The organism is Hymenobacter lapidarius, assembly GCF_001816145.1.
Lineage (GTDB): Bacteria > Bacteroidota > Bacteroidia > Cytophagales > Hymenobacteraceae > Hymenobacter > Hymenobacter lapidarius.
Genome location: NZ_MDZB01000044.1, coordinates 71,492 through 97,500 on the forward strand (window position 1 = coordinate 71,492; position 26,009 = coordinate 97,500).

The following is a 26,009-nucleotide window of genomic DNA, read 5'->3' on the forward strand; positions in this document are numbered from 1 at the left end:
AGGTTTGGCCGGACCGGTTCAGGGACATTCGCGGGTTAGGCGGCGCAAAACAGGGAAATCAGACCTGCGGGCGAGGGGTTTTATGCCGGGGAAATGCCTGCACCCAATAGCTGGGGATGTGATAAGTGGCTTGTGGGTGAACGTACTGGGCTCAACACCCCAAAGAGATGACCGAGTGCACGGGGCGGCGCCCTTCAAACGACAGCGCCCCGGCTACGCGCCGCCAAAGCGAAGCGTGACCGGGGCGCCGGACGGCATAGCGGCAGCAGTTACTTCTGCTCGTTCAAGTCCCAGTTATACGTCATGAACGTGGGCTGGATTTCGGCATCCACTTTGGGGCCGGTCGAGTACTTGTTGATGGTTTTTGAGAGCGTGTTGTCGTCTTTCTTGAAGTCGCCGGGGTAGAAGTCGAAGATGGACGATACCTGCGGGGCGTTGGCGGGCGTGAGCTTGTTCTTGGTGGGGTTGTTGATGAAATCGCGCGACTGGTCCTCCAGCTGCTGCTCGAGGCGGCTGCCCACATAAGCTTCGTTGCGCAGCTTGGGGCACGAGATGGCCGCGCACACCAGGGCAAAGTGCACCCGGTACTCGCCGCTGAACTTGCGCCGAATCAGGCGCTGCTCCAAATCGTTGAGGCTGTATTTGTCCTTGTCGTTACCCAAGCGAATGAACTGCTGGTCCCACACCGTATTCACCAGCGTTTCGTCGCCGCCCAGCTGGCGGATGCTTTTCACCGGGTAGCCGCGCAACACCCGCTGAATGGTGAAGGCGTTGTAGGCATTTATCCAGTAGGCGAGCCGGTCGTTTTTGCTCCACTGCTCGTTGGGCAGGTTGTTGCTCACCGTGGTCAGGTACTCGTTGAGCTGGCTCGAATCGGCCAGGAAGGCGCGGTAGTTCACCATGCCCTGCGCGTCCACGTGCTTTTTGAGCAGGGCGTTATAGGGCACGTGGTCAACCGGCTTGGTGCCGGCCATCGTGGGGTCCAGTTGCTTGATGTAGCGCACGTACTTGCAGCTACCCATCAGGAGCGACGCCAGCAGCACCAGAGCCAGGACGGCCCGGCGCGAAGTTGATTGCGAGAAACGGTTAAACGTCATAAGGCAAGAGGCACTGAACAGCCAAAACAGAACCAGAATCGGTCCCGTCACAAACCTACGCAGCGAATGTTAGTTTGGATGCTGCCACGGCTGTTCCTGACGGTTTAGGGGGGGGCAGGCCGCACAATTTGCCTTGCTGAAAATCCAGCGAGTAACGTGGTCCGTATTGTCTTGGCGCTACGACCGAGTAGTTTCGCATTTCCGTCTAATTTCATCCTTCATGACTCCAAACACTACCCTTTTAGGGCGACTGTTTCCCGCGGTGGCCATCGTCTGTGCGCTGGCACCGGCCGCGTACGCGCAGAACGCCGCTTCCGGCCCAGTCACGGGCACCGTTACCGACGAGCAGCGCCAGCCCCTGGTCGGCGCCACGGTCGTGCTCAACCCCGGCAACCTCGGCACCACCACCGGCGCCGACGGGTCGTTTTCGCTCACCGCGCCGGCGGGCAGCTACACTGCCACGGTGTCGTACCTGGGCTATAAGGTGGCTAACCAAGCCATCACCGTCACCGCCGGCGGTACCGCCACCCTCAATGCCTCGCTGGCCCGGGACCCCCTGCTAATGGACGGCGTGGTGGTTACCGGCAACTTCAACCCCCAGAGCAAGCTGGAAAGCTCCACGGCCGTCACCACGCTCAACGCCCGGCAGATTCAGAACCGGGTGTCGCGCGGTACCGCCGACCTGCTCATGGCCGTGCCCGGCTTCCGGGTAAACTCCGACGGCGGCGAAGCGGCCAACTCGGTCTCGCCCCGCGGCTTGCCGGTGAACGCGGAGTCGGGCTTCGGCTTCCTGCAATTGATGGAAGACGGCCTGCCCATTCTGGAAGTGGGCTCGCTCACCTTTGCCAAGTCCGACATTCACTTCCGCGTGGACGAAACCATCGACCGGCTCGAGGTGCTGCGCGGCGGCTCGGCGGGCCTAGCGGCCAACAACGCCCCCGGCGGCATCGTCAACTTCCTGAGCAAGACCGGCACCGGCGACAAGCTGCACGGCATTGTGCGCCTGACCGGCGGCGACCAGGGCTTCTACTCCGACCGCACCGGCCTGGCCCAGCTCGGCGGCCTGCAGCGGATTGATGCCAACCTGGGCGGCCCCATCAAGGGCACGCCGCTGCGCTTCAACATCGGCGGTTTCTACCGCTACGACGTGGGCACGCGCTACGCCGGCTTCCCGGCCAACGTGGGCGGCGGCGTGAAAGCCAACGTGACCTATAACCTGAAAAACGGCTACGTGCGGCTCTACGGTAAGTACCTCAACGACCGGGTGGCCTACTACACCAGCATTCCCTATCAAAACCTGAACAATCCGCAGCAGATTCCCGGCGGCCCCGACTTCCGCCGCGGCACCATGGTTTCGCAGTTTCAGCAGGTCACCACCATCCCGAACCCCTTCAACAACGGCCAGGGCGACCTCACCCGGGACCTGGCCAACGGCCAGCACACCCGCTACAAGGCCGTGTCGTCGGAGGTGTTCTTTGATTTGGGCAACGGCTTCACCCTTACCGACAACGCCCGCCTGCTCGACGCCAACCTGAGCACCGACGGCGTGTACGACATCCAGCCGCCCATTCCGGGCCTGGGCCTGGCGGCGCAGTACGCCGCGCTGCGGCCGCTGGGCGCCGGCACGCCGGTGTTTACCTACGCCGACGACCCCACCCGCACGCCCATCGACATTGCCAACCTCAACGGCAATGGCCTGGTGAACCTCGCCGGTATTTTCCCCGACGACAAACCCGCCACCAACGCCATCAACAACCTGAAGCTGCAGAAAACGGTGGGCAAGCACCAGCTCACCGGCGGCTTCTACGCCAGCCGCTACACCATCAAGGAGCGCCTGAGCTACAACCTGGTGGTGCAGGAGGTGGCCAACCGGCCGCGCCTGCTCAACATTACCATTCCCACGCAGGGCCCTTTGTTTGGCGGTCAGCCCATTGAGGTGACCAAAAACGGCTTCCTTTTCCAGAGCCTGGGCAGCGGCGTGCTCTTCAATTCCACCAACACCACGCAGGTGCTGAGCTACTACGCCGGCGACCAGTGGCAGGCCACCGATAAGCTGCGCTTCGACGGCGGCGTGCGCCTCGAGACCAGCCACGCCAAGGGCTTTTCGCCCAAAACGGCGGTGCTCATCAATCCCGACTCGCGGTTCACACCTTTCGTGGGCCCGCCCACGGCCGCCAACGGCTTCGGCGGCTCCAACGGCGGCCTTGATGGCCAGTACCGCACGTTCTACGACAACCGCTTCCTGCAGAACGTGAGCGACCTGCGCACCTGGGACTTCAACTTCAGCACCTTCAACTACTCGCTGGGCGCCAACTATAAGTTCTCGGACCAGGTGGCTACTTATGCCCGCTACAGCAACTCGGGCGTGGCTCCGACTAACGACCAGTTTGCATACGGCGTGAACCCCCGCGACCAGAGCGTGACCATTCGCGGCGAGGTGCAGCGCGTGCTGCAGGCCGAAGCGGGCGTGAAAGTGGCCAGCGGCAAGTTTAGTGCCGGCGTGGTGCCTTTTTATAGCCGCAACACCAACATTCCGTTCACCATCCAGACCTCGGACGCCAACGGCGGCCTGACCCTGGTGCCCCAGCGCGGCAACGTGGACAACCTGGGTGTGGAAGTGGAAGCCGCCTACTCGCCAGTGGCCGGCCTGACCCTGCGCGGCATCGGCACGGTGCAGCGCCCCCGCTTCCTGGACTTCAACATTCAGGTGCCTTTCGACCCGCAAACCCCCGCCCGCACCGGCACCCAGGTTATCAACCTGAAGGGTAACAAGCTTGAAGACACCCCCGACCTACTGCTGGAAGGTGGCGCCGACTACACCTACCGCGGCTTCAACCTGTTTGCCAACTACCGCTGGTTTGGCGAGCGGTTTGCCACCAAGCGCAACAACCTGCTGCTGCCCAGCTACGGCGTGCTCTTCGGCGGCATTGTGTACGACGTAACCAGCGGCAACCTGAAAGGCGTGCAGGTGCGCGTGCAGGGCTCCAACCTGCTCAACACCATCGGCTTCGGCGATGCCGCCGCCCGCAACGGCGAAAACTTCTCGGCCGAATACCTCAAAACCCGCGCCGCCAACGGCAAGACCATCGCCGAAAACGCCTACAACCTGGTGCGGCCCATCCTGCCCCGCAATGTGACCGTAAGCGTCGCTTACTCCTTCTAAACCTGCCCAAAAAGCAGGCGCAGCAAAAAGCCCTGACCAACTGGTCAGGGCTTTTTTTGTGAGAATTTTGGGCACGGGTGAAGCTGCAAGCGGCGTGGGGCCGGGGGTGAGGTGCCCGGGCACCTCACCAGCTACTCTATCACCGGGGCGCGCTCGAAGGGCTGGCTTCGGTCGAACAGGTAGCGGAAGGTGCCGTGGGTGCGCCAGATTTCGCCCCCGATGGTTTCGGCCACGCGCATCATCTTGGGGTTGAAGTCGCCAATCCAGTTCATCACAAAGTCTTCGTAATGCACCTTGCTGGTGTCCTGCACGGTTTTGGAAGCGGCCAGGATGAAGGCCATTTCCAGGCCCTTGCGTTGGTGGTCGGGCACGATGCCGAAGGCAATGCCGGTCATGGTGCGCACGGCCCCGCGCCAGCGGTACCAGGCAAACCGGGCCTTGCCCCACCAGTTAAGGTTGCCGCCCACGTGCCGAAACAGCTCGTTGAGCTCAGGCAGGGCAATGAAGAAACCCACCGGCTGGCCGTGGTGGTAGGCAAACCAGCAGATTTTCTCGTCGATGATGGGCCGCAGCTTGCGCATGATGTTGGCCGCTTGCTCGGGCGCCATCTCCTTCACGCCGTCGTGCTTCACCCAGGCCTTGTTGTATATCTGGCGGAAGTCCTCGGCGTACTTGGTCAGGTTTGCTACGCGTAGGTGCTCGAAGCTGTAGTTGGGGTCCTCGAACAGCACCGAGGCTTTCTCCTGGTACTCGGGCGTGAGCGGCGCCGCCACCTTACGGAAGTAGGTGAACTGATTGAAATACAGTTGAAATCCGAAGTTTTCCAGCAGGCGCTGGTAGTAGGGCTGGTTGTAGTTTTGGGTGTACAGCGGCGGGCCAAAGTTGTCAATCAGCAGGCCCCACCACTGGTCACGGTCGCCGAAGTTGATGGGGCCGTCCATGGCCTGCATGCCCCGGCCCTGCAGCCACTCGCGGCAGCCGTTGAGCAGCGCGTCGGCCGCCGCTTGGTCGTCCACACAGTCAAAGAAACCCATGCCGCCCGTGGGCTGGGCAAAGGTGTGAGCGGTGCGCTCGTTCACGAAGGCCGCCACCCGGCCCAGGGTCTTGCCCGCGCCATCCACCAGCAGCCAGCGAATAAGCTCGCCGTGGCGGAAATACTTGTTTTTCTCCCGGTTGAACACCGTTTCAATGTCCCGGTCCAGGGGCCGCACGTAGTTGGGGTCGCCGGCGTACAGCCGCACCGGAAACTCAATGAATTCGCGGACCTGAGCGGGGGTCAATACTTCCAACAAGCGCATATCCAGGGGCTAAAGCAAGAAAAGAGTCGCAAGGTAACCGACTCAGCGGGGCAACGCGCCGCTGGCTTATCTACTCCCAACGCGTACCAATGGATTTTCCAGCCGCGCTGCGATACCAGGAGCAACCCGGGCAGGCGGGCGAGGCGGGACTGGGCTCAGAGCCAGTCATGTTTTCCCGTTTGCTTTTTGCCCCTCAAGCGGGAATATCCTGACAGATATCAACTGCTTCAAGTAGTCTCAAAACGAGTTTAGCAAACTCATCCCTAAGTGAGGTTACTTAAACTTTGAATGGTAAACTAATTTCTTGAACTTGCGTCACCCCTCAGCAGGTGTGGAGGCACCAAGTGCTGGGCTGTAGCCCGTAGTTCAGAGAAAGGAGGTTTTAGCCGAACAGTACTAGCGGTGGGTCTGCGCGAGTTAGGTCAAACTCCACATCCACACGACACACGGAATTGCGACGGCGTAGACGTACATCATCACGTACTTGGATTGCCGGGCGAAGGTCACAAAGTCCTCGTTGGTGTAGAGCGCCGGGTAGCGCGTGCGGCTGGGGGAAAAGCGGTAGGGGGCCCAAAATGAGGTGTAAGTCCGCAACAACACCAGAAACTCCGCTTCGGTTAGCTCCCGCCCTCGACTCAAGCTGATGTACTTCAGGAGTTGCCGGATGCGGTACTTGTTGTAGAACGCCCCCACTCCTACGTGAATGAAGAGGATAAAAAAAATAGCATTGAGCATTGAACAGCAGGAGAGTTGAGGTGGCCGCGAAGGACTTGTATAGGAGGAGGTCCACTACTTTTGGACGAGGTCTAGGAGCATCATGCTCAGCACCCCGACTACCAGCACCAACGCGAAGTATTGCATGATGCGTTTGGACCGGTGGGCAAAGGCAGCAAAGGCCGCGTTTGTGTACAGGCTCGGGTAGTACTTGCGGTTGGGCGAGAAGCTGGCGTATCCCAAAAAGGAGGTGTATTCATCCAGCAAGTCCAAATAATCTATCTCTTTTAGCTCGCGCCCCCGGCATAGGTTTATGTAGTAAAGCATCTGCTGAATGCGGGTGCGGTTGTAAAACACAAAGGCTGGAACGTGCAGGAACACGAAAAAAAACAGCCCTAGGGACAGTATTTCTAAGAAGGGCATAGTAGGAAAACGTCAACGCAAGGAGTAGTAGCGAAGGTACTGGCCGCGTTTATTTTAGCGGTGGTTTTAACCAGACTTCGGCAAACGACGGCGCAGCACGTAGTACGCCGCGCTATCGCCGTCATCGACGAGAACGAAGGTGCTGGCCAGCTCCCAGCCTTGGGCGTTCAGCCAGTTCAGCGCGTCCATGGCCGAATTGAATTCTACCGGCTGGCCGCCGGGTCGCGAAACAGATTCTCGGAAAGTGGCTTTTGCTGCTGCCCGTAATCGATTGACACCACAACCCGGCCGTTCCACTTGCCCCGTGCTTTCACCTGGCAGTATTCCTCCGTTCGATTAGCATTTGCTGGAGGTACGGACGGTACGGACGTGGTTTGGGCCCGTGCGGGGAGGGCCATTCCAAGGGCAATTGGCAGGCACAGCGCCAGAAGGAAGTGTTTCATAATCGAAGAAGCAGAAGTGGAAGGAGAGAAGCCCCAGCAGCTTGCTTCCAGGGCGGAACGACCACGGGATGGATACTGGCCAGGGATAAAACGGAGCGCGCCAAAGGCAGGAGCCGCACGTAATGCTGAAGGCCCTACCCTACTGGGCTTATTCGTTTAAGCAGCCGTTAACTGGGCGCGTTGCCTGGCGGGGTGGTTCGCCATTTCAGGGGGAGCAGCTGCGGCACGCGGGCCTGGTAGCGGGCATAGGCCGCCCCAAACCGGGCAAATAGCTTGCGTTCTTCGAGGCGCGTGCCCACCAAGATGTAGGCCACATTGCAGCCCACAAAAACGCTGCGAACATCCGAGGGAGCCAGCAGCCAGAATCCCGCCAGCCCCAGCAACAAGCCCAGGTACAGCGGGTGGCGCACCAGCCGGTTGAGCCCCGCAACGCGCAGGGTGCCATCGGCGGCGGCGGGGCCCCGCCGCACGTAGGCCCAACCCGCAAACTCGGCCAGGTCATAGCCCCGGAGGGCGGCCACGGCCACCAGCACGCCCAGCGCGAGCAGTGCGTAGCCCAAGGCCAACACCAGCGGGCCGGGCGCAAAAAACAGCGTAGCAGGCAGCTGGGTTTGGTAGCGCAGTATCAGCAGGAAGCCCCACACCGATACTTGGTTGTAGGCCAAGCGGTAGAAGCGCACCGCGCGGGGAAACTGCCGGGCCGCGGCGCTTTTCACCCAAGTGGTGGCCAGCAGGCTGTGCAGCGCGAAGTAAATGGTCCAGCAAAAGGCAAGCAGCAGCATAAACCCGGCGCTAAAATGCTTCGCCGATGCTGAAGTACACGCCGGTGGATTTGCCGGTGCCCACGCCGTAGTCGAGGCGCACGTTGAGGCGGTCGAGGCGGTTGAAGCGGAAGCGCAGGCCGGCGCCGCCCGCCACCTTCAGCCCGCCCTGGTCGAAATCGCCGAGGGTGTTGCCCACCTGGCCCACGCCACCAAAGAGCACGCCGTTGAAGCGGCCGAACAGCACCCGGCGCACTTCGGCCTGGGCAGCCAGCAGCTGCCGGTCGCGGTAGCGGCCTTCGTAAAAACCCCGCAGCAGGTTGGACCCGCCCAGGTTGGCCAGCTCCCGGAAGGGCACATTGCCGCCCTGGAACTGCCCCACCAGCTGCAGGGCCAGAATGGTTTTATTATCGGTGGTCAGGGGCCGGAAGTGGCGGGCATCGAGCAGGTAGCGGCCGAAGCGGTAGTCGCTGCCCAGGGCGCCACCGTTGAGCAGGGCCGATACTTCCAGGTAGTTGCCGCGGAAAGTGCTCAGCACGTTGTCGCGGGCGTCGTAGAGCAGGGCCGGGCCCAGGCCGGAAATGAAGGTGTTCTGCTGGTACTCGCGGGCGGGCCGGTCAAAGAGCCGGCTGCGCAGCGGGTCGTCGTCGATGCCCTCGTTCAGCTGCACGTCGCGCAGGTCGGTGAGGCGGTACTGCAGGCCGGCAAACAAGCCCGGCGCAAGCCGCTTCAGCGCGCGCTGGTTGAAAATGAGGACTTTGTACTCGATAACCGACTTGTCCTCCAGCCGCGTTTCGGGCCCGAAGCCGTAGTAGTTAATCGGAAACTGGTTGTAGAAGCTCACCTCGCCGGAGAAGAGATACCGCTCGCCCGGCGTGAACACGCTGTGCGTGAGCTGAATCAGGCTCTGCTTTTTCTGGGTGCGCCAGCCGATGAGCCGGGCGTTGGACTTGCGCGTGGTGGTGTCGGTGCCCAGCCGGAAGACCGGCAGCACGGCCAGCCCGTAGCCCAGGCCCGTTTCCGGCTGCGAAAACACAATGGGAAAGGGAATAAAGCTGGGCTTGTCGCGCTTGGCCTCCGCAGCCGGGGCGGGCTCGGAGGGCGTTTCGGGCACCTGGGCCTGGGCCAGCAGCACCAGCGGGCTGAGCACCAGCAGCATCAACAAAGGAAATAAACGCATAGCGAGCAAGATAAGGCCGGTACCGGCCAGGCAAGCTACGGCATGGGCTTGGTGCTTAGATTGAATTGCGGACAGCGGGCTGTTGAGGCCGGCACGAGGGCGGACTCAGAGCGTGCAGTGAAAGCCGTGAGAACCACTATTAAAACGTCATGCCGAGCGAGCCGAGGCATCTCGCTCGCACCGTCTAACGAATCGAGCGAGATGCCTCGGCTGCGCTCGGCATGACGTTTCGGGTACTATCCCTGCATCCCCCTAGAACCCGATGCCAACCCGCACGCCCGTGCCCAGCTTCTGCCCGCTTTGCAGGGCGGTGTACAAGTCAACCCGCACTACTTTCAAGATGTGTTCGATGCCCGCGCCCAACTCCACGTAGTGCCCGGCCTGACGGGTGGTGAGGTAGTTCAGCGTGGCCACTTCCTGCCACTTCAGTTTGCGCAGCAGCGGAATATTATTGAGGAAGAAGCCGTTGAAGTGGTGGTCGTAGTGGGCTTCGAGGTAGGAGTTGTTGGTGCTGAAGCGGTAGTAGTCCAGCAGCTGGAAGTTGCTAAAGTTGCCGGCCAGCACGGTCTGGTTGCCGGAGAAGTGGCGGTAATCGACGAAGGTCATGCTCTGCTGCCGGCCCACGAAGCCGCCCACGCTTACGCGGTAGCTGCTGGTGCCCAGCAGGCCCAGCGGCACGTTGTCGCGCACGCCGGCTTGCAGCAGCAGGTAGCGCACATCGGAGCCCAGCACGCTCGGCACGGCCAAGCGGCCCTGCAGGTTGAAAGTGGGGTACTTGGAGCCCAGGTTGAACTTGCCATCGGGCCGGCTGATGTAGCGCTGGCCGGGCTTGAAATCCAGCGACAACCCCAGAGTGAGCACCTGGCTCTGGCCGAAGTTGGCGTTGGGCAATTCCTCGCTCACGGGCAGGTTGGGCGTGAACGCCCGGCCGCGCACGTCGCGCAGCAGCTCAGTGGTGGTGTTATATAGTTGGTAACGGTCAAAGTAGGCCGCGCTGGCGTTCAGATTGAGGCCGTTGAGGGGCTCGGTGGCAAAGGAAAACTCGGCGCCCTCGCGGCGGTAGAGCTTGGCGTAGTTGCGGTTGGCCAGCAGGGTGTACACGCTGTTGATGGCGGGCGTGAGCTGCGAGTTGCGGTCAAAATTCTCGATGGTGCGGCCCACCGAAAGCGAAACCCGCTGCACCTTGGCCGGGTGCAGCTGCCAGGCAATTTCCAGACTGGGGTTCAGCTCCTTGCTACTGAAGCCGTAGCGCAGCGTGGGCGTGAAGGTGAAGGAGCGCCGGTCGTCGGTGCGCTGCCGGAACACCGCCTGGGCGTTGAGCACGCCCCCTTCCACGGTGTTATACTGCACAATGCGCGAGAGCGGCAGCACCGACACCGACTGCTTTTTGAAGCTGTTTTGGTACGTGTAGCCGCCCAGCACCAAGTTGATGGGCTGGAACTCGTTGCGCTTGCGGTCGAGCGAGTCCTGGTAAGGGCGCGAGGCCCGAATGACTTCGGTGCTGTCCTTCACGGCGTAGTCTTTTTGCTCCTCGGCCGTGAGGGGTACGGGGCGCACCTGGTCCCAGTAGGCGGAGTCGCGCTCGTTCACGCCCTTCTCGATGAGTTGCACCTGGCCGCGCGGCATCTGGGCCAGCACGTCGGTTTTGAGCGAGTCGCGCTGGGCCTTTTTCACCTGCTTGCGCACTTGGGCGCTGAGGCCGCGCAGGTCGGGCTTGCGCTTGCGAATTTGAGCGGCGGTTTCCTGGCCCAGGGGCGCATCGTCTTTTTCCGTCACGGGCGGCGGGGTGGCGGCCACGGGCGGCGTGGGGTAGGTGGGCACCACGCTGGCGTAGTTGGAAAGCACGGCCGTGATGTAGCCCGAGCCCTTGAACCCCAGGCCCGACAGGTTGGCCCGCACCTGCTGCGACTGCAGGAGCCAGACGTTGGCGTTGCCGGGTGCCGGGGCGTACTGCTGGGCAATGGTCAGCTCGTCCACGTAGTCAATCTGCGCGTCTTTGTCGAGGTTCAACGCCACGGAATGAATGCGCCACGACCCGTCCACGATGTAGATGAAACCCGTGAAAACTGGGTCGGTGCGGCGGCGAGGCGTCACCCGGATTTTATGCACCGTCGCGCCCCCTTGCGGGGTGCTGCCCACCAGCTCGTACTTGTAGAACAGCATGGCGTTGCTGGCGATGGGCGACACAAAACCCCGCTCCGAGAAGCCCGGCTTGATGAGGTTGTCGTAGAAACCCAGGTTGCGCCCCGCACTGGCACGGTTGAAGCTCAGGCCCCGCGAGTCGCCGCTCACCCGGCTCGATATCATACGCTCCTTCACCACGTTGGGCTGCGTAAAGCTGAAGTCGGACAGGCTTTCGGAGAGGTAGAAAATACCTTTCTTGATGTCGGGACCGAGCTTGAACAGGCCCATGATTTTCTCCGGCGTGTCGTTGATGCGGCCCAGGCTTTTGATGTAGATGCGCGCCCGGTAGGAGGCCACCTCGCGCCGGTGGTAGGCCCGCCACTGCTGGGCCTGCTGAATGATGGCGTAGGCCGGGTCGCGGTCGGTGGATTTCACCAGCACTTCGCCCAGGTTGTAGGACTCGGGCTGCAGCGTCACGTTCACGGCCAGCAGGGTGTCGCCGCCCTGCACGCGCACCGGCTGAATCTGGGGCCGGTAGCCCACGTACTGAAACACCAGCTCGTATTGCCCCGCTGGCAGCCGCAGCTGGAACTGGCCCTGCTCGTTGGCGCCGGTGCTGGTGGAGGCGCCGCGCACGGCCACGTTGGCAAACGCCAGGCCCTCGCTGTTGGCCCCGCGCACCGTGCCCTTGATGAGGCCGGCCCAGCTCAACCCTGGCAAGGCACTCAGCAACAACACAAACCCAACGAGACGCAACGCAGTCGACAACATAGAAGCAGCAAATGGCAGAAAAAGGCTCGTCCAAGTTACGGGCCCATGCAGCAACAAATGCCAGCCAGGGCCATAAGGTTGCCTTGTGGGTTGACGCAATTGCAGCCGCTGTACGTTAGGAACTGTCGGAAAGCTGAGTACAGGTCGCGCCAGGGGCGGAAAAGGTGGCGTGAAGCTGAAGGCCGGCTCAACCTGTTTGAGTTGGAGGTTTTGCCCTATTTGATTAACAACATCCTAGCATTGCTCATCGTCTATACGCATCCAGCTCTTCACGAAAAGAGGATGTTTGCCGTATCCACCGAGTTGTTTCGAACCGCATCATGCAACCAACGCACATCGTCACCGGTCGTCTTCGATAGAAATCAGGCTTGTCCTTTTTTCGCCACTTCACCTTTTAAGTCTTAATGATGATAACCATGCGGATATTAGCCTTGGTTGGCCTTGGTGCTGTGGCCATGAGCAACAGTTGTCAAAAAGAAGAATTTACTTCGGAAACTGAAGTGGTAACTGCTCGAGTAGTCAGGATTGAAACGACAGTTAATGCGAATTCAAAGAATCCCCGTCCCCGGTGGGTTGTTGATATTGCTCCGTTGGAACTGCCCGGTTGGACCGGAAGGCTGTACACACAAGCGAAAGTGTTCGACCTCCCAGACACCCTGTGCTATGGGGTCGGCACCCAATTTACTGCCCGGTACAAACTCACTCCGCAAACGCAACAAACCCCATGGGCGACGATATACGAGTGGTACGCAGTCCCGGCTGAGATTCAGCCGCCCGGGGCCGTTCCGTTACCAGAACTCGTGCTGACGAACATCGTGGTCATCCCAATTGAGCAGTACCCATTGTTTTGCAGGGGTCGTGTTGCTCCCCCCTGCCTTTGCATCCCGGACGATGGCTGCTTCCAGCAGCCGGGGTCCTAAATTGTGCGTGAACAGAAACACGCTGCTCCGTACCTAACCTCCGTTAGGAGCTGGTTTTCAATAATTTTTTTTTGCGTCTGCCCATGAAATTTTCTACCCCCGTTCTGCTGCTCGCCGCCCTGCTGGGCCTGACCCGGTGCAACCCGCAACTCGCGCCCGTGCCCGAGGACAAGATGCCGGCCGCCACCCAGACCGGCGCGAACACCGCCGGCTGCGTCGTGGACGGCCTTACCTGGGTGCCCCGCCACAACGGCCAGATGATGAACGGCACCCCCCTACCGGCCATTGACGCCCTGTGGCGCAAAGTCCGGGGCGGGCGGCACCCGCTGGAGCTTACCCTGACCAAGAACATTGACGACCGGACGCACGTGCATGGCGAAACGAGCCTGAAACTGTACGTGCCCGACATTACCGGGCCCGGCACCTTCACGTTCGACCAAAGCGCCAACCCGTCCGTCGTCAACGGACCCACCGCCTACGCCCGCTTTACCTTCAAGCGGAGCCCGGCCCAGGAGCTACTCACCGGCCCCGGCGCTCCGGGCCGCCTGGTCGTGACCCGCCTCGATACCGTGGCCCGCGTCGTGTCGGGCACCTTCGAGTTCACGCCCGCCGAGGTCACGAGCGGGCTGACGGGCAACGGAACGCCAATTCCGGGCGGAAAAACCGCGCGCGTCACCGAGGGCCGGTTCGACTGCAAGTTTTAGGCCCCTTTCCAGCGCTTTCTCAGCCCCATTTTTAATTTATCACCTTGTTTCTGTTTAGGGGTGTTGTTAAGAAAAAGGGGAAACCTCTAATTCAAACGTTTTAACCCGACTTTTGGCCGCACGCCCCCTTTTTCTGCGCTTGGCGTGGCCTGTGCTTCTTTTCGGGGGCGGGCCACTTTACGCCACTACTTCCTCGGCGGGCGGCAGCGCGGCGGCGCGGGCATCCACGCGGTTGGTGTACCAAGCGTTCAGGCCCACGCCCAGCAGCACCAGCGCCATGCCCGCATACGCCAGCGGCCCAAAGGCTTCGGCAAAAAACAGGTAGCCCAGGCCCAGGGCGTAGAACATGCCCAGGTAGTTGAGCGGGGCCACGCGGCTGAGACGCTCCATCTGGTAGGCCCGCGTCATGGTGAGCTGGGCGCCTTGGGTGAAAACGCCACAGGCCAGCAGCCAGAGCCAATCGGTGCCGTGCGGCGTGGTCCACTGGAAAAGGCAGGCCACCGCCGCCAGCGGCAGCGAAATCAGGGGAAAGTAAAAAACGATAACCAACGGATGCTCCCGCCCGCGCAGCTTCCGGATAGCGTTGTAGCTCAGGCCCGAAACAAAGGCCCCCAGCACCCCAATGCCCAGAAAGGCCAGCCCGCCCGTGGCCGCGGCACTGGTAGCGGAGATGGCCGGGCCACCCTGCTGCACCAGCAGCACGCCGCCAAAGCTGAGCGCAAAAAACGCCCACTGCCAGCGGCGCACCGGCTCGCGCACCAGCCAGATACCCAGCACGGCCGTAAAAATCGGGGCCAGGTACTGCACCGTCACGGCCGTAGCCAGCGGCAGATTTTGCAGCGCCAGGAAGTAGCAAATAAGCGCCAGCGCCCCGGTACTGCCCCGGCTGATGAGCAGGCGGTAGTTATTGCCGAAGGGGGCTACGTGCAGCCGCCGCAGGGCCACGTAGCTGGCCACAATGGAAAAGATGGACCGGAAGAAAATAATTTCGAGCGCGGGCAGGTGGTGCAGCTGCTTCACGCAGGCATTCATGCCCGCAAAGAATAAGGTGCTCAGCAGCATCTGGCGGACGCCGGGGGTCAATTCCAGTTTCAAGCAGCGGGGAGCATAGGCTCCGGAGTAGTAATTGCACAAATGTGCGCCGGCTTGGGTAACGAAGTGCCGGTCGCATTGTTCAGGATTATTAGCTACTTGCTTCCCCTCTATGTTCAAAAGCCCCGACAAAACGCCCAAGCAGTACACGCCCGGCGAGGCCCTGCAAAAAATTGCCGCCTTCTGCGCCTACCAGGAGCGCACCCAGAAAGAAGTAGAGCAAAAGCTGCGCTCCTACGGCCTGGACGAGGACGAAGCCGGCGAAATCATCATCCGCCTGAGCCGCGAAAAGCTACTGGACGAGGAGCGGTTTGCCCAGGCCTTTGTGCGGGGCCACTACCGCCACAAAAAGTGGGGCCGCCGCCGCATCCTGCAAGAGCTCAAGCACAAGGGCCTCAGCGAGTACTGCATCAAGTCGGGCATGAAGGAAATCGACGGCGAGGAATACTACCAGAACCTGGTCGACGTGATGGAGAAGAAAGACCGCCAGGAAAAAGAAAAGAACCCGCGCGTGCGCCGCATGAAAATCTCGCAGTACCTCACCGGCAAAGGCTACGAGCAGGACCTGATAAAAATGGCCCTCGACGACTTGGGCAAAGCACCGGAGGACGAGGAGTAGCGCGGCTTATTGCTTGGGTCCCGTTTCCGGCAGCCGCATCTGCTGCCCCAGTATCACGCGGCGCCCGGTGAGCGTGCGCAGCAAAGGGACCAGAATCTGCTCGGCGTTGCGCTGGGTTTCGGCCAGGATTCCGGATTGCAGGGCAGCGTTGCGCACCTGCGCCTCGGCGTATTTATAGCCTTCGTCTACCAGCTCAGCATCCTGAAAGAAGCCGTTTTCGGTGCTGAACACGCGGCTTTGCTTGTGGTTGATTTGGAAAGTGCACAGCTCGGGCGCGGGCAGGGACACGCGCACTACCGAGTCGCCTTCCAGCACCACGTCCTGCGGCTTCAGCTTGCGCAGGTCGATGCAGCCCACGGCTTCGCCGGCCACCACCAGCGCTACTTTCGACTCCGGCAAAAACCGGTAGGTGCGGCGCTTGTACTCCACCACGTCCTTGAATCGGTAGCGCACCAATTCCAGCCGGCCCAGCGCTTCCACTTGCGTAAGCACGGTGTTGTGCGTCACGGTTATTTGGGGATTGGGGTCGACCAAGCCGGTCCAGGTGCTCAGCGTGGGGGCCACCTGGCGCCACAAAAACCACCCCAATCCCACCAGGAAAAGCAGCGGGAGCAGGCGGCGAAAAAGGCGAATGATGTTCATATACGGTAAAGTACGGGCGCCACGCCTCGGCGTTGGGCCGGGCAGTGCCCTAGCTTTGTGGCCAATGCACTTGCTTTCCCTGTTTCGTTCGCTCGGCCAGCGCCTGGGCCCGCACCACCCGGCGCTCCTGGCGGGGCTGTGGGTGCTGGTGCAGTTGGCGTTTTTGGGACAGTTCCGGGGCCCCCACTTTGTCAACGACAGCGGCCACTACCTCGGCTACGCCGCCAACATTGCCGAGCGCGGCTACTTCGAGCCGGGCCACACCCTGCGCTACATCCTCTACCCGCTGTTTCAGAGCTTCTGGCTGTGGCTGGGCCTGGGCTGGTGGGGCATAGTGGCCGGGCAAATGGCCGTTTCCGCGCTGGCCACGCGGGCCATTTACCGGGGCACCCGGCGGCTGGCGGGCGGCCGGTGCGGGGCGGCGGCGCTGGCCACCTTCCTCTTCATTGCCTGGCCCGACATTCAGCGTTTCAACGTTTTCCTACTCACCGAGTCATTGTTCATCAGCCTGGTGGCCTTGTCCTTCGGTGCTTTCACCCGGGTGTGCCAGGGCCAGCGCAAAGACTGGGCGCTGCTGATTCTGGTGCTGATTTTAACGGCGCTGGCCCGACCCAATGGTTTCATGGTGGCCCTCGCGGCCGGGCTGGCGGGCCTCGATGCCCTACGCCGGCGCCCCAACCCGCGCCCGTGGCGCCTGGCGCTCCTGGTACTGGTGCTGCTCTCGCCCCTGCTCTGGCGCCTGCTCAACCACCAGCTCGCCACCTATTATTTGATGGATACCTACCAGCGCGGCGAGCTTATTTTCCAGTACCAACTGTGGGCAGTGCACCAGGCCCAGCCGCTCAACATGCCGCCGCCGGGCACCGGACCGGTGGCGCGGGTCGTGTACTTCGCCCTGCACAACCCGCTTTATTTAAGCCGGCTGATGCTGGGCAAGCTGTTCGTTTTCATCAGCTACCTCAAGCCGCATTATTCGCTGGCGCACCGGGTGGTGGGCGTGGCCGTGCTGTGGCCCGCTTACGTGCTGGCGGCCCTGGCCACCCAGCGGACTGGCATCTGGCGGCCCGGCCGGCTATTCTTGGCCGGCATTTTCCTCCTGCAAACTGCCATCACCATGCTCACTGTTGATGACTGGGACGTGCGGTTTCTGGCGCCAGTCTTGCCCATGGTTTTCGTCCTGGCCGCCCTGGAAGTGGAGCACTACCAAGATAGAAAGTGCCTCTAGACACGCTCCCTGCTTGCCCTTGCCCAGCACTACTCGCCCGGAACAATGGGGCGCTGTTAAACAAATAGGGCAATCGGAATTAACGGCGGCGAACACGAGCTTGCTATGGCCTGTGACAGCCAGGATATTTTCAAACCAAGTTTGATTTTTTTCTGGGTGCAATTGTCCCGAAATTGTGGGAAGGTGAAGAATTCTAGCTTTTCACCATGCCAGCCTCACACCATGAAATTATTGTATCCTCCTCCGCTCTGCTTAAGCAATGGCAAAGCACTGGAGCGGCAGTTTTCTGGTCGTGGGGTACTGGTGGGACTATTGACCCGAACCTATGGAATCCAACATGCTGAGCATCTTGCTGCTATTTTTTGGTACCGTGCTTACCAGATACTTCTCCTATCGCAAGGACGTGGACGTGGCCCGTATCAATTGCCGTAAGGACGTGGCCGTGGCCCTCATTAATGCCGGTGCGGTGCCCGAGGCGAAGTCCAAGCGGCGTATTGGTGCCCGTGGGTCAGCATCCAAGGGCTTTGAACGGGGTTTGGAGGGCGGCAAAAGTCTATAAAAGGGCGTTATTAAATAAGGGGCTTAGGAAGCAAAAATCAGAAATTTGGACATAACTTACTGTTATTCAGCTTTATAACCGCTATTACTAGTGCAGCAAACTTTAAGAGGTCAAATTTCGCTACCTGTTGCGGCTCTTTGCCTTGGATTTGACAGCCTCGGACGCGGCCCGACTCACCGGCCTGAGCACCCGCGCCGTTAATGCGCTCTACCTGCGGGTAGCGGCCGTCCCGGCCTAAATGGTGCAGAGTGAGAACCGCGACCTGCCTCCTAAGCTTCGCTGCCCCCAAACCGCTCCCGCCAGCCGGCCCAGGCTTGCAGGCCGCCGGTGTGAATGGCCACCACCGTGCTGCCCCGCGGGAAATAGCCTTTCCCAATCAAATCCAGCACTCCGAAGAGCAGCTTTCCGGTGTAAATGGGGTCGAGCAGAACCCCGTTTCGGGCCTGAAACTGCTGAATGAAGCCCAACAGCTCCGCAGAATATTTGGCGTAGCCGCCGAAATGGTAGTCCGTGTGCAGGGAGAAATTGGTGAACGCCTGCCCGGCCGCCAGCTGGGTCAACCCATCAACTTCGGTCTGCAAAAAGCCGCCGTTTTTCAGCGCTGCCACGCCTAGCGCCTGCTCGGTTCCGGCAAGCCCTGTTACCAGCCCGGCCAGGGTGCCGCCCGTGCCCACCGCCACGGCCAGGGCATCAAAAGCCGTGCGCTGGCGGATTTCGGCCACCAGCTCGGCACAGCCGGGGATGGCCAGCGCGTTGGTGCCGCCTTCGGGCAGCACGTAAGCCGGGCCGAAGCGCGCCAGCTGCTCGGCAAGGAATTCCGGCGCGGCGCGGCGGCGGTAGCTGCTGCGGTCCAGGTAGTGCAGGGCCATGCCATCGGCCGTGGCCTGGGCCAGGGTGGGGTTTAGCCGCGCGGGGCCAGAGCCTTTCGCTGGCGCATCGCCCCGAATCAGGCCAATGGTTTTGAAACCGAACAGGCGGCCCGCAGCGGCTAAGGCGGCTATGTGGTTGGAGTACGCGCCGCCAAAGGTTAGCAAGGCGTGGTGGCCCTGCTGCCGGGCCGCCACCAGGTTGTATTTCAGCTTGCGGGCCTTGTTGCCGGGCAAAGTGGGGTTCACCAAATCATCGCGCCACAGCAACAGGCGCACGCCGTGCGCGCCTGCTACGGGCTCGTTGATTTCCTGCAAAAGCTCCTCCACAAAACCTGAATTAAAAAGTTCGGTGCCGGGCCGTTACTGCTCCAGACTAAGCTACCGGCACGGCAACCACCGGCACATCAGCTACCCGCTTGCGGCGGAACGCGTACACGCCCGCCCCCGCCAGCACCAGCAGCAAGGCAATGCTCGAAGCCAGCGAAACCCCGTTGCCAACAGCGTAGGACTTGGGCTCAAACTTGAAGCTGATGGTGTGCGAGCCGGCCGGCACCTGCAGGGCGCGCAGCACGTAGTTGGCCCGAATGTGCGGCACCGGCTTGCCGTCGATAAAGGCCTGCCAGCCATCGGCATAGTAGATTTCCGAGAAAACCACCAGGCCGGGTTTCGTAGCGGTGTAGCGGTATTTGAGCTCGTCGGGGGTGTAGCCAGCCAAGCCGATGGTGGAGCCGGTCACGTCGTAGCTGGCTGCTTTTTGCTGGGCAAACTTGCTCACGTCCACCACGGCCTCGGTGGCAGGATTGAGCGTGGTGAGGGCCGCCATTTCTTCATCGGGACTGTTCACAGCTTTCACCTCCCGCACAAACCAGGCGTTGCCCAGCGCGCCGGGGTTGCGCTGCACGGGCTGTTTGGGGTCGCCGGTGATGAGGTAGCGGGTGTTCAGCATGTTGAGCACCTGCTGGTTATTGTTGGAAATCTGGCGCTCGATGAGGTCCTGGTAGCGGCGCAGCTTGGCGCCGTGGTAGCCGCCGATGCTCTTGTGGAAGTACGACGTCTGGGCTTCGTTGAACGGATTGGCCAGGTTGAGTACGCGGTAGCTCAGGTCGGTGTCGCGCAGTATCAGCTCATCGGCCGGGGTGGGCTGGAAGCTGGCCGCAATGCTGGTGGGCTGGAACTTGTCGCTGCCGAGGTAGCGCTTGTCCACGCCCCACAAATCAACCAGCACCAGCAGCACCATAATAGCGGCGGCCGGCATTGTATTAAGCTTGCCCTTCAGATGAAAATACAGCACGCCCAGCGCCGCGCCAATGAACAGCAGCCCGCGCCATACGTCGCTACGCAGCAGATCGGCGCGGTCGGCGCGCAGGGCCGTGAGCAGCTCCGGCGTGAAGCCCTGTTTGGTCAGCTCCCCATCAATAGGGGCAGCAAAATCAAAGCTAAAGCTGGCCAGATACGCCAGCACGCACAGACCCGCCGTGATGGCACCCGCGTAGAGCACTTGGGGCAGCAGGGCCGCCACCTCACCCGACACCGGAGCGGCCACCGTGGTACCGGCAGCCTTCACCGCTTTGGCCAGGGCTGGGTGCAGCTGCGCGTCGGCGGGAGCCACGGGCTGCGGCGTGGCGCGGGGGCGCAGCACGCGGCTGAGCGCCAAGCACCCAAAATGGGCATGGCCAGCTGCGCAATTACCAGCGCCATGCTCACCGCCCGGAACTTGTTGTAGCCCGGCAGCAGGTCGAAAATCAGGTAGTTGAACGTCTCAAAGTTCTTGCCCCAGGCCAGTAGAATAGACAAGATGGTGCCAGCCAGCAGCCAGTAGCGCGTGCGCTTGTCCACCACAAACAGGCCCAGTATGAACAGGAAGCACACCACCGCGCCCATGTACACCGGGCCGGCCGTATAGCTCTGCTGCCCCCAATAGGTGGGCATACCGGCCAGGTATTCCTGCGGCAGGCCCGCCTTGGCCAGGTTAGAATCGGTGCCGAGCGGCATGGCGCTGGCGCCGCCGTAAAAGTTGGGAATAAGAAGGGTAATGGTTTCGCCCACGCCGTAGCTGTACTGGAACGCATAGTCGCGGTCCACGCCCGTGCTCTCGTCACCGGCGGCCGTTGCGGGGGCCTGGCCGAGCGCCGGGGTTTTCAGCTCGGTGCGGCCGCGGTTGCTGTATTTGCTGTATTCGAGGGTGGTGTAGAGGCGGCCGAAGCTCACGCCCACGGCCAGCGCCGCGCCCAAGCCCAGCAAGGCCGTGCGCTTGAAGAACTCGGGCAGACGCCCGGCGCGGTAGGCCGCCACCAGCTCCATGACGCCAAAAATGGCAACCAACAGCAGCAGGTAATAGGTGATTTGCAGGTGGTTGGCGCGCACGTTCAGGGTGAGGCCCACGGCAAACAGCGCGGCGCCCAACCACTTATCGCGGCGGTACGCCACCAGCACGCCGCCTAGCACCAGCGGCGCGTAGGCCAGGGCAATGCTCTTGGTGTTGTGGCCCGCGGCCAGAATGGCGAGGTTGTAGCTGGAAAAGCCCAGCGCCACGGCCCCGGCCACGGCTATGAGTGGCCGCACGCCCAGCGCCACCAGCAGTATGTAGCCGCACAGCAGCGCCAGAAACAAATTGGCCACCACGGCGGGCAAGCCCAGGGTCATGATGGTTTGCAGGTACCCCGACCAGTCGCCCGGGAAGTGCAGGCTGATGAGGTAGGTGGGCATGCCCGAAAACATGGAATTCGTCCACAGCGCTTCGCGGCCCATGGCCTTGGCGTACTCCTGGGCCTCGTGAGCACCGCCCTGAAACTGGGTGATGTCGTGCTGGGCCAAGCTCTTGCCCTCGAACACGATGGGCGAGAAGTACAGGCAGGCCAGCGCCACAAAAAACAGCACTGCCAGCACGTGCGGCAAAGCCCGCTGCCACCAGGGCGCAGACGAAATAGGAGAAGCAGAAGCAACAGCAGCCATCGGGGCGATTTTAAAAAACACAAAAACGTGCCCGAAGGTACAGTCGCGCAAGGTTACGCGAAGTAAAAAGTAAGTCTCGCCAGGATGTGAGTACAACACCTAGCGAGACTTACTTTTTACTTCGCGTAACCTTGCGCGCTATTTTACCTCCTCGAAATCAACGTATTCGCCACCCTTAAAGCCCTGCGGCTTCTCCGGCTCAGCGGCTGCGGGCGGCACGTAGTCCACCCGGACTTCGCCGGGAACCGCAGCCGGGCCCGGCTGCTGCTGCGGGGGTACCATGAAGCCGCCATTACGCATCTGCTTGCGCACGAAGCCCGCCAGCACCAGCCGCAACACAATGGGCAGCACGTAGCGCAGCGCAATAAAAACCAGAATAAAGATAAACCAGAAACGCATAGAGCTAAAAACGTAAATGCCGCCGCAAGATACGGCCAGCGCATGCAGACGTACCCCTGAGCAACATGTTTTGGACTTATTTTGGTGCCCCTACTTCTTCCGCAGCGCCTGGGCCACGGCGCCGGCCACCAGCCCGCCCACGGTATACCACGCCACGGTCATGGCCTGAGTTTGGGGCGTGCGGTTGCTGGGGGCTTCGCCCAGTCCGAGCGGGCCGGGCAGCAGCACGCCGCCGGCACCCGCGGCCACGCCCAGCAGCAAGCCCCGGCGCAGCGCGTGGCGCCCACTGCCCACCATCGTAAAATACAAGCCGTTGCTGAGCACGTCGCCGGCCATGGTCAGGTCGAAGAGGGTGTCGCGGTCGGGCTGGGGCAGGTTGGCTTTGCCGAACAGCTTGCGCAGGCCGCGCATGCCCAGCACGTCCATGCGCGGGGCGTCCTGCGGGCGCAGGTGGCGCACGGTTTCGTGCAGGACAGTGAGGGCCACGGCGCCCGAAAAGCCCGCGGCGAGAGAAGGAAGCAATTTCATGGCAGGAAGGAGTGGTTGTGAAGTAAAACGCCTGCCCGGCGAAGGGGTTGCCAAACTTTTCCCGAACAGTGGTTGCGCGGCTTCCGGCGCGGTGCCTATCTTTGCAGTCCTATCCAAAACGTTGGCCGGGGATTACGCCTCTTTAGCTCAGCTGGTAGAGCAGCTCATTCGTAATGAGCAGGTCGTTGGTTCGAGTCCAATAAGAGGCTCACACATTCACAACCGGAGCACCCGGAAAATGCCTTCTCCCGTCGGAAAGGGGTTTTCCGGGTTTTTGCGTCTGGGCCAGTCAGGTGCTATGGCACAGGACAGCCCGTTTACTTTTGAACGGTTGCTTCAGCAGGAGGCCCGGCTCTGGGCGGGCATTATTTCCGCTCCGGGAATGTGAGCAGAAACGAGGTGCCCAGGCCCTCGATGGAATTGACGTCTATTTCAATCCCGTGCAGGTCGGCAATGGTGCGGGCAATAGAGAGGCCCAGGCCGTAGCTGTCGGGGTCGGCGGTGGCGCCCTTGTCGAAGCGGTGAAACAGGCGCGGCAGCTGCTCTTTGGCAATGCCGTGGCCAGTGTCGCGCACTTCGAGTACGTGGCCGCCGCCCATCGGGGCCGGCCGGCCCAGCACGTAGATGAGCCCGCCTTCGCGGTTGTATTTGATGGCGTTGCTCACCAGGTTGAACACGAGCGTGAAGAGCAGGCCCCGGTTGCAGTGAGGCACCGTAAAATCGGGCTCCACGATACAGGTGAGCGTGAGCTGCAACACCTCCAGGCGGTCCCGCACTTCCTCGCATACCTCGGCCGCCAACTCGGCCAGCGACACGGTGTCGGTGCGGGCAAACTGGTCGTTTTCAATCTTGGAAATCATGAGCAAAGACTTGATAATGGTGCGCAGGCGGTACACGGTGCGCTGCGATTCGACCACGCGCACCAGGTTCTCGTCCGACAGGCCCTCGTCGGCCAGCATGTTGTCGAAGCGGTATTGCAGGGCGGCCAGCGGCGTGAGCAGCTCGTGCGAGGCGTCGGCGATAAACTTGCGCTCTTTACTGAACGAGGCCTGGATGGTGGCCATCATCTCCCGCAGGCTCTGGTCGAGGTAGCGAAAATCGGCGGTGCTGGTTGCGATGGGCTCGAAGTCGAAGGCCGGCGGGTAATGGCTATTGCGGAGCCGCTGGCGGATAATGGTGTAGAACGGAGCCAGCAGGTAGCGGAAAAAGGCCAAATCGGCCAGCGTGGTCAGGGCCGCGGCCACCAGCAGGATGTAGAGGGCGTAGCGGCGGAAGTTGCGCTCCGTTTCGCCGATGCTGCCCGTGCTGCGCCCGATTTCGAGCAGGTAGTTCTGCCGGCCCTGCGCGAAGGAGTAGCTCAGCACCCGGTACTCCACAATCTCGTCCTCCACGGCCCGCTTCGAGTCGTCGATGACGTCAATCCTCGGGCCCGGCACAATGGCTTCCAGGGAAATAAACTCCTCCTTGAGCAGGTTGTAGCTGCCGTAAGACGACTGCCCGCTCTCGATGAAATCCGAAATACCGTTGCGCCGAATCAGGCGCAGCACTTTCTCTTTCTTCTGCTCCAGCCGCTGGTCGGTCGCCAGCAGCGCCAGCCGGCTCATCACCGGCGGCAGCACCCCCACCAGCAGCAGCAGAATGGCCACGCGGGAAAGGGCATTGAAGAGAGAGAATTGGGTACTGAGCTTCAAGCGGGAGGTGGTAAGTAGATAAGAAAACCGTCGTGCTGAGCCTGCCGAAGCATCTCTACTGCTGCGTTGCAACGGTATTGTTTACGATTGAGGTAGCGATGCTTCGGCAAGCTCAGTACGACGCTTCGGCTTGCAGTGGTTGCTGTCGCCCCCCGCCTCACAGCCGCGCGCGGTAGCCCAAGCCGCGCGCGGTTTCGAGCCAGTCGGTGTCGGCAAACTGGCCCAGCTTCTTGCGCAGATTTTTGATGTGGGCGTCGATGTAGTTGGAATCGAAGCCCGCTTCGGAGAGGTTGCCCCAGATGTGCTCGGTGAGCTGCAGGCGGGTGAGCACCCGGTTTTTGTTGAGCACGAGGTAGCTCAGCACGTCGTACTCCTTCACCGACAGGCTCACATCCTGGCCCGCGTGCAGCAGCCGGCGGTTTTGCAGGTCGAGCGAAAACGCGCCCACCGGCACCGTGGGCTTGTGCAACCCGAAGCGGCGGCGGGTGATGGCGTGCATCCGGGCCAGCAGCTCGGGCAGCGAAAAGGGCTTGGCCAGGTAATCGTCGGCCCCTAGCTCCAGCCCACCGATGCGGTCCTCCACGGCCGAGCGGGCGGTGAGGATGATGACGGCTGCCCTCAGCTCGTTCTGCTTGGCCTCGGCCAGCACGTCCAGCCCGTCGCCGTCGGGCAGGCCCAGGTCCAGTAGCACGAAGTCGAAGGGCGTGTCGGCCAGCTGCCAGCGGGCTTCGGCCGCCGTGCGGGCCACGGTGCAGGCAAAGTTGTGGTTGTGCAGGAAGATGCCCAGCTCGCGGGCCAAGGTGCGCTCATCCTCTACGATTAAAACGGTCATAGGTGACAAAAGCGAGGTTAAAGGTTCAGCGACAGGCTGCTGGTGAAGTAGGAGCGCGCCCCGGACACGTCGTCGGGCAGCAGGTTCACGGGCACGGCGTAGCGCCAGGCCACCTGCACCGACACCGCGCCCAGCGAGTAGGTCACGGGCAGGCGCAGCTCGTAGTTGAGTACCTGGAAGCGGGTGGTCGTGGTGGTCACGACGGCAGGGGGGGTGCCGCCATTGCCCCGGCCCCGGCCGGGATTGTTGCCGCGCTGCACCTGCTGCGTCAGGCTGGTTTCGGCAAAGCGCTGGGTGCCGGCAGTAGCGCTCACGCGGGGCTCGATAGCCAGGAAGCCCTTGGACGTGAAGACCTTTTCAAACTCGAAGTTGCGGGAGTTATCGAGCACGAGGAACAGGTCGTTGGTGTCGCCAAACAGGTAGGCCGCGTTCAGGCGCGAGTACACGTGGCCCCAGTCCCAGCCCAGATAGCCGTCGAAGGAGTTGTTGACGCTGGACTTCACCAGCGGGCTGCTGGCCGCGAACAGGAAACGCGAGTAGCTCACCGAAGCGTCCACTTTCCTCGACACGTCGAAGTCCCAGCCCGCCGATAGGTCGGTTTCGTCCACGAAGCTGCTGGTGCCCAACAAGTCGTAGCTCACGGCTGAGCCCCAAACGCCCCAGCGGCTTTTGTAGGTCAACTCACCAGCCAGGTAGGGGTATCGCGTGGTTTGGGTGCGCCCGAAGAACGACGAGTTGCTGCCGTAGCTGAGCGCCGCCGTGAAGCCGCCGTGCCGGGCCGCGCTATCGGCGCCCACGACCGGGCTGCCGGTGGGCTGGCCGCTGCCCACGGCCTGCCCAGCAGCCGGCTGGCTTTCGAACAGCCAGCCCGTCAACAACAGCAGGCCCAACCACCGGCGGGGAGAAGCAATAACAGTCATGGCGGATGGTTCAGTAAGCATTAATGGCCCCGGCCCCGGCCCGCTCCCACGGCGCGCCCGGCCCCGACTCCGCCCCCGCCGGC

24 protein-coding genes, 1 tRNA gene and 1 pseudogene are annotated in these 26,009 nt (G+C 62.0%); 7 read left to right on the forward strand and 19 right to left on the reverse strand.

The annotated features are described in order from the left end of the window. Nucleotides 1-269: 269 nt before the first annotated feature. Nucleotides 270-1,097 (reverse strand): DUF547 domain-containing protein, encoded by an 828-nt coding sequence (locus BEN47_RS02040; RefSeq protein WP_070724534.1) that lies wholly within the window; start codon nt 1,095-1,097, stop codon nt 270-272. 220 nt (nt 1,098-1,317) lie between these two features. Here BEN47_RS02040 and BEN47_RS02045 point away from each other — a divergent pair, with 220 nt between their 5' ends. Further along, a complete protein-coding gene (locus BEN47_RS02045) occupies nt 1,318-4,260 on the forward strand; it encodes a TonB-dependent receptor (RefSeq protein ID WP_083322025.1) in 2,943 nt (980 codons plus the stop codon). A gap of 131 nt (nt 4,261-4,391) precedes the next feature. Here the strand turns inward: BEN47_RS02045 and BEN47_RS02050 are convergent, their stop codons facing one another. The 8 genes from BEN47_RS02050 to BEN47_RS02075 form a co-directional block, all read right to left on the reverse strand. After that, nucleotides 4,392-5,558 (reverse strand): hypothetical protein, encoded by a 1,167-nt coding sequence (locus BEN47_RS02050; protein ID WP_070724541.1) that lies wholly within the window; start codon nt 5,556-5,558, stop codon nt 4,392-4,394. A gap of 417 nt (nt 5,559-5,975) precedes the next feature. Next, nucleotides 5,976-6,293: a hypothetical protein gene (locus tag BEN47_RS02055; RefSeq protein ID WP_070724542.1), complete on the reverse strand. Its 318-nt coding sequence runs from the start codon at nt 6,291-6,293 to the stop codon at nt 5,976-5,978. A gap of 54 nt (nt 6,294-6,347) precedes the next feature. Then, entirely contained in the window at nt 6,348-6,695 is a 348-nt protein-coding gene (locus BEN47_RS02060; protein WP_070724544.1) for a hypothetical protein, read from the reverse strand. 66 nt (nt 6,696-6,761) lie between these two features. Beyond that, nucleotides 6,762-6,884 carry a hypothetical protein gene (locus BEN47_RS22410; protein ID WP_262490369.1) on the reverse strand — a complete coding sequence of 41 codons (123 nt, stop codon included), beginning with the start codon at nt 6,882-6,884 and terminating at the stop codon, nt 6,762-6,764. Between the two features lie 14 nt (nt 6,885-6,898). Then, the gene (locus tag BEN47_RS20740; protein ID WP_125921449.1) at nt 6,899-7,138 is read right to left on the reverse strand and encodes a hypothetical protein; all 240 of its coding nucleotides are present in this window, start codon (nt 7,136-7,138) and stop codon (nt 6,899-6,901) included. Nucleotides 7,139-7,305: 167 nt separating this feature from the next. Next, nucleotides 7,306-7,920 (reverse strand): methyltransferase family protein, encoded by a 615-nt coding sequence (locus BEN47_RS02065; protein ID WP_070724546.1) that lies wholly within the window; start codon nt 7,918-7,920, stop codon nt 7,306-7,308. Nucleotides 7,921-7,930: 10 nt separating this feature from the next. Then, nucleotides 7,931-9,079, reverse strand: a complete 1,149-nt coding sequence (locus BEN47_RS02070; protein WP_083322026.1) for a BamA/TamA family outer membrane protein — start codon at nt 9,077-9,079, stop codon at nt 7,931-7,933. Between the two features lie 252 nt (nt 9,080-9,331). Further along, nucleotides 9,332-11,974: a DUF5686 and carboxypeptidase regulatory-like domain-containing protein gene (locus BEN47_RS02075; protein ID WP_083322027.1), complete on the reverse strand. Its 2,643-nt coding sequence runs from the start codon at nt 11,972-11,974 to the stop codon at nt 9,332-9,334. Between the two features lie 1,003 nt (nt 11,975-12,977). Here BEN47_RS02075 and BEN47_RS02085 point away from each other — a divergent pair. After that, nucleotides 12,978-13,598, forward strand: a complete 621-nt coding sequence (locus tag BEN47_RS02085; protein WP_070724552.1) for a Riean_0653 family protein — start codon at nt 12,978-12,980, stop codon at nt 13,596-13,598. A 177-nt stretch (nt 13,599-13,775) separates the two neighbouring features. On the opposite strand, the gene BEN47_RS02090 is transcribed toward BEN47_RS02085, so the two are convergent. Continuing rightward, complete coding sequence (locus tag BEN47_RS02090; protein ID WP_239691479.1) at nt 13,776-14,693, reverse strand: DMT family transporter; 918 nt, start codon at nt 14,691-14,693, stop codon at nt 13,776-13,778. Between the two features lie 109 nt (nt 14,694-14,802). Here BEN47_RS02090 and BEN47_RS02095 point away from each other — a divergent pair, with 109 nt between their 5' ends. Next, nucleotides 14,803-15,309, forward strand: coding sequence for a regulatory protein RecX (locus BEN47_RS02095; RefSeq protein WP_070724557.1), 507 nt, complete (start codon nt 14,803-14,805; stop codon nt 15,307-15,309). Nucleotides 15,310-15,315: 6 nt separating this feature from the next. Here BEN47_RS02095 and BEN47_RS02100 read toward each other — a convergent pair whose 3' ends face one another. After that, a complete protein-coding gene (locus BEN47_RS02100; protein WP_070724558.1) occupies nt 15,316-15,951 on the reverse strand; it encodes a DUF4230 domain-containing protein in 636 nt (211 codons plus the stop codon). A 64-nt stretch (nt 15,952-16,015) separates the two neighbouring features. On the opposite strand from BEN47_RS02100, the gene BEN47_RS02105 reads away from it, so the two are divergent. The 3 genes and pseudogenes from BEN47_RS02105 to BEN47_RS22995 all read left to right on the forward strand — a co-directional run. Then, entirely contained in the window at nt 16,016-17,176 is a 1,161-nt protein-coding gene (locus tag BEN47_RS02105) for a hypothetical protein (protein ID WP_070724561.1), read from the forward strand. 325 nt (nt 17,177-17,501) lie between these two features. After that, on the forward strand, nt 17,502-17,735 hold the full coding sequence (locus tag BEN47_RS02110; RefSeq protein WP_070724564.1) for a hypothetical protein: 234 nt from the start codon (nt 17,502-17,504) through the stop codon (nt 17,733-17,735). A 124-nt stretch (nt 17,736-17,859) separates the two neighbouring features. Then, a pseudogene (locus BEN47_RS22995) lies at nt 17,860-17,955 on the forward strand (IS1595 family transposase); the annotation flags it as partial. 49 nt (nt 17,956-18,004) lie between these two features. Here the strand turns inward: BEN47_RS22995 and BEN47_RS02115 are convergent. The 5 genes from BEN47_RS02115 to BEN47_RS02135 form a co-directional block, all read right to left on the reverse strand. Beyond that, a complete protein-coding gene (locus tag BEN47_RS02115) occupies nt 18,005-18,931 on the reverse strand; it encodes a 1-aminocyclopropane-1-carboxylate deaminase/D-cysteine desulfhydrase (RefSeq protein ID WP_070724566.1) in 927 nt (308 codons plus the stop codon). A gap of 46 nt (nt 18,932-18,977) precedes the next feature. Next, a complete protein-coding gene (locus tag BEN47_RS02120) occupies nt 18,978-20,258 on the reverse strand; it encodes a YfhO family protein (protein ID WP_070724569.1) in 1,281 nt (426 codons plus the stop codon). Then, nucleotides 20,165-21,556 carry a hypothetical protein gene (locus tag BEN47_RS02125; RefSeq protein ID WP_125921450.1) on the reverse strand — a complete coding sequence of 464 codons (1,392 nt, stop codon included), beginning with the start codon at nt 21,554-21,556 and terminating at the stop codon, nt 20,165-20,167. Before BEN47_RS02125 ends, BEN47_RS02120 begins: the two co-directional genes overlap by 94 nt. Before the next feature lie 138 nt (nt 21,557-21,694). Further along, nucleotides 21,695-21,955 carry a hypothetical protein gene (locus tag BEN47_RS02130; protein WP_070724574.1) on the reverse strand — a complete coding sequence of 87 codons (261 nt, stop codon included), beginning with the start codon at nt 21,953-21,955 and terminating at the stop codon, nt 21,695-21,697. A gap of 90 nt (nt 21,956-22,045) precedes the next feature. Next, nucleotides 22,046-22,483, reverse strand: coding sequence for a hypothetical protein (locus BEN47_RS02135; protein ID WP_070724577.1), 438 nt, complete (start codon nt 22,481-22,483; stop codon nt 22,046-22,048). 136 nt (nt 22,484-22,619) lie between these two features. Between BEN47_RS02135 and BEN47_RS02140 the strand changes: the two genes are divergently transcribed. After that, a tRNA-Thr gene (locus BEN47_RS02140) sits at nt 22,620-22,692 on the forward strand. Between the two features lie 156 nt (nt 22,693-22,848). On the opposite strand, the gene BEN47_RS02145 is transcribed toward BEN47_RS02140, so the two are convergent. The 3 genes from BEN47_RS02145 to BEN47_RS02155 all read right to left on the reverse strand — a co-directional run bounded on the left by BEN47_RS02145 (nt 22,849) and on the right by BEN47_RS02155 (nt 25,926). Then, entirely contained in the window at nt 22,849-24,174 is a 1,326-nt protein-coding gene (locus BEN47_RS02145) for a sensor histidine kinase (protein ID WP_070724579.1), read from the reverse strand. Between the two features lie 157 nt (nt 24,175-24,331). Continuing rightward, nucleotides 24,332-25,006, reverse strand: a complete 675-nt coding sequence (locus tag BEN47_RS02150; protein WP_070724582.1) for a response regulator transcription factor — start codon at nt 25,004-25,006, stop codon at nt 24,332-24,334. A gap of 17 nt (nt 25,007-25,023) precedes the next feature. After that, nucleotides 25,024-25,926: a hypothetical protein gene (locus BEN47_RS02155; RefSeq protein WP_125921451.1), complete on the reverse strand. Its 903-nt coding sequence runs from the start codon at nt 25,924-25,926 to the stop codon at nt 25,024-25,026. Between the last annotated feature and the right edge of the window lie 83 nt (nt 25,927-26,009).

What these genes read in the sequence shown, in the direction of transcription:
- BEN47_RS02040 (WP_070724534.1), bottom strand. Translation starts at nt 1,097, where the DNA reads ATGACGTTTAACCGTTTCTCGCAATCAACTTCGCGCCGGGCCGTCCTG.
- BEN47_RS02045 (WP_083322025.1), top strand. Translation starts at nt 1,318, where the DNA reads ATGACTCCAAACACTACCCTTTTAGGGCGACTGTTTCCCGCGGTGGCC.
- BEN47_RS02050 (WP_070724541.1), bottom strand. Translation starts at nt 5,558, where the DNA reads ATGCGCTTGTTGGAAGTATTGACCCCCGCTCAGGTCCGCGAATTCATT.
- BEN47_RS02055 (WP_070724542.1), bottom strand. Translation starts at nt 6,293, where the DNA reads ATGCTCAATGCTATTTTTTTTATCCTCTTCATTCACGTAGGAGTGGGG.
- BEN47_RS02060 (WP_070724544.1), bottom strand. Translation starts at nt 6,695, where the DNA reads ATGCCCTTCTTAGAAATACTGTCCCTAGGGCTGTTTTTTTTCGTGTTC.
- BEN47_RS22410 (WP_262490369.1), bottom strand. Translation starts at nt 6,884, where the DNA reads ATGGACGCGCTGAACTGGCTGAACGCCCAAGGCTGGGAGCTGGCCAGC.
- BEN47_RS20740 (WP_125921449.1), bottom strand. Translation starts at nt 7,138, where the DNA reads ATGAAACACTTCCTTCTGGCGCTGTGCCTGCCAATTGCCCTTGGAATG.
- BEN47_RS02065 (WP_070724546.1), bottom strand. Translation starts at nt 7,920, where the DNA reads ATGCTGCTGCTTGCCTTTTGCTGGACCATTTACTTCGCGCTGCACAGC.
- BEN47_RS02070 (WP_083322026.1), bottom strand. Translation starts at nt 9,079, where the DNA reads ATGCGTTTATTTCCTTTGTTGATGCTGCTGGTGCTCAGCCCGCTGGTG.
- BEN47_RS02075 (WP_083322027.1), bottom strand. Translation starts at nt 11,974, where the DNA reads ATGTTGTCGACTGCGTTGCGTCTCGTTGGGTTTGTGTTGTTGCTGAGT.
- BEN47_RS02085 (WP_070724552.1), top strand. Translation starts at nt 12,978, where the DNA reads ATGAAATTTTCTACCCCCGTTCTGCTGCTCGCCGCCCTGCTGGGCCTG.
- BEN47_RS02095 (WP_070724557.1), top strand. Translation starts at nt 14,803, where the DNA reads ATGTTCAAAAGCCCCGACAAAACGCCCAAGCAGTACACGCCCGGCGAG.
- BEN47_RS02100 (WP_070724558.1), bottom strand. Translation starts at nt 15,951, where the DNA reads ATGAACATCATTCGCCTTTTTCGCCGCCTGCTCCCGCTGCTTTTCCTG.
- BEN47_RS02105 (WP_070724561.1), top strand. Translation starts at nt 16,016, where the DNA reads ATGCACTTGCTTTCCCTGTTTCGTTCGCTCGGCCAGCGCCTGGGCCCG.
- BEN47_RS02110 (WP_070724564.1), top strand. Translation starts at nt 17,502, where the DNA reads ATGGAATCCAACATGCTGAGCATCTTGCTGCTATTTTTTGGTACCGTG.
- BEN47_RS02125 (WP_125921450.1), bottom strand. Translation starts at nt 21,556, where the DNA reads ATGGCTGCTGTTGCTTCTGCTTCTCCTATTTCGTCTGCGCCCTGGTGG.
- BEN47_RS02130 (WP_070724574.1), bottom strand. Translation starts at nt 21,955, where the DNA reads ATGCGTTTCTGGTTTATCTTTATTCTGGTTTTTATTGCGCTGCGCTAC.
- BEN47_RS02135 (WP_070724577.1), bottom strand. Translation starts at nt 22,483, where the DNA reads ATGAAATTGCTTCCTTCTCTCGCCGCGGGCTTTTCGGGCGCCGTGGCC.
- BEN47_RS02150 (WP_070724582.1), bottom strand. Translation starts at nt 25,006, where the DNA reads ATGACCGTTTTAATCGTAGAGGATGAGCGCACCTTGGCCCGCGAGCTG.
- BEN47_RS02155 (WP_125921451.1), bottom strand. Translation starts at nt 25,926, where the DNA reads ATGACTGTTATTGCTTCTCCCCGCCGGTGGTTGGGCCTGCTGTTGTTG.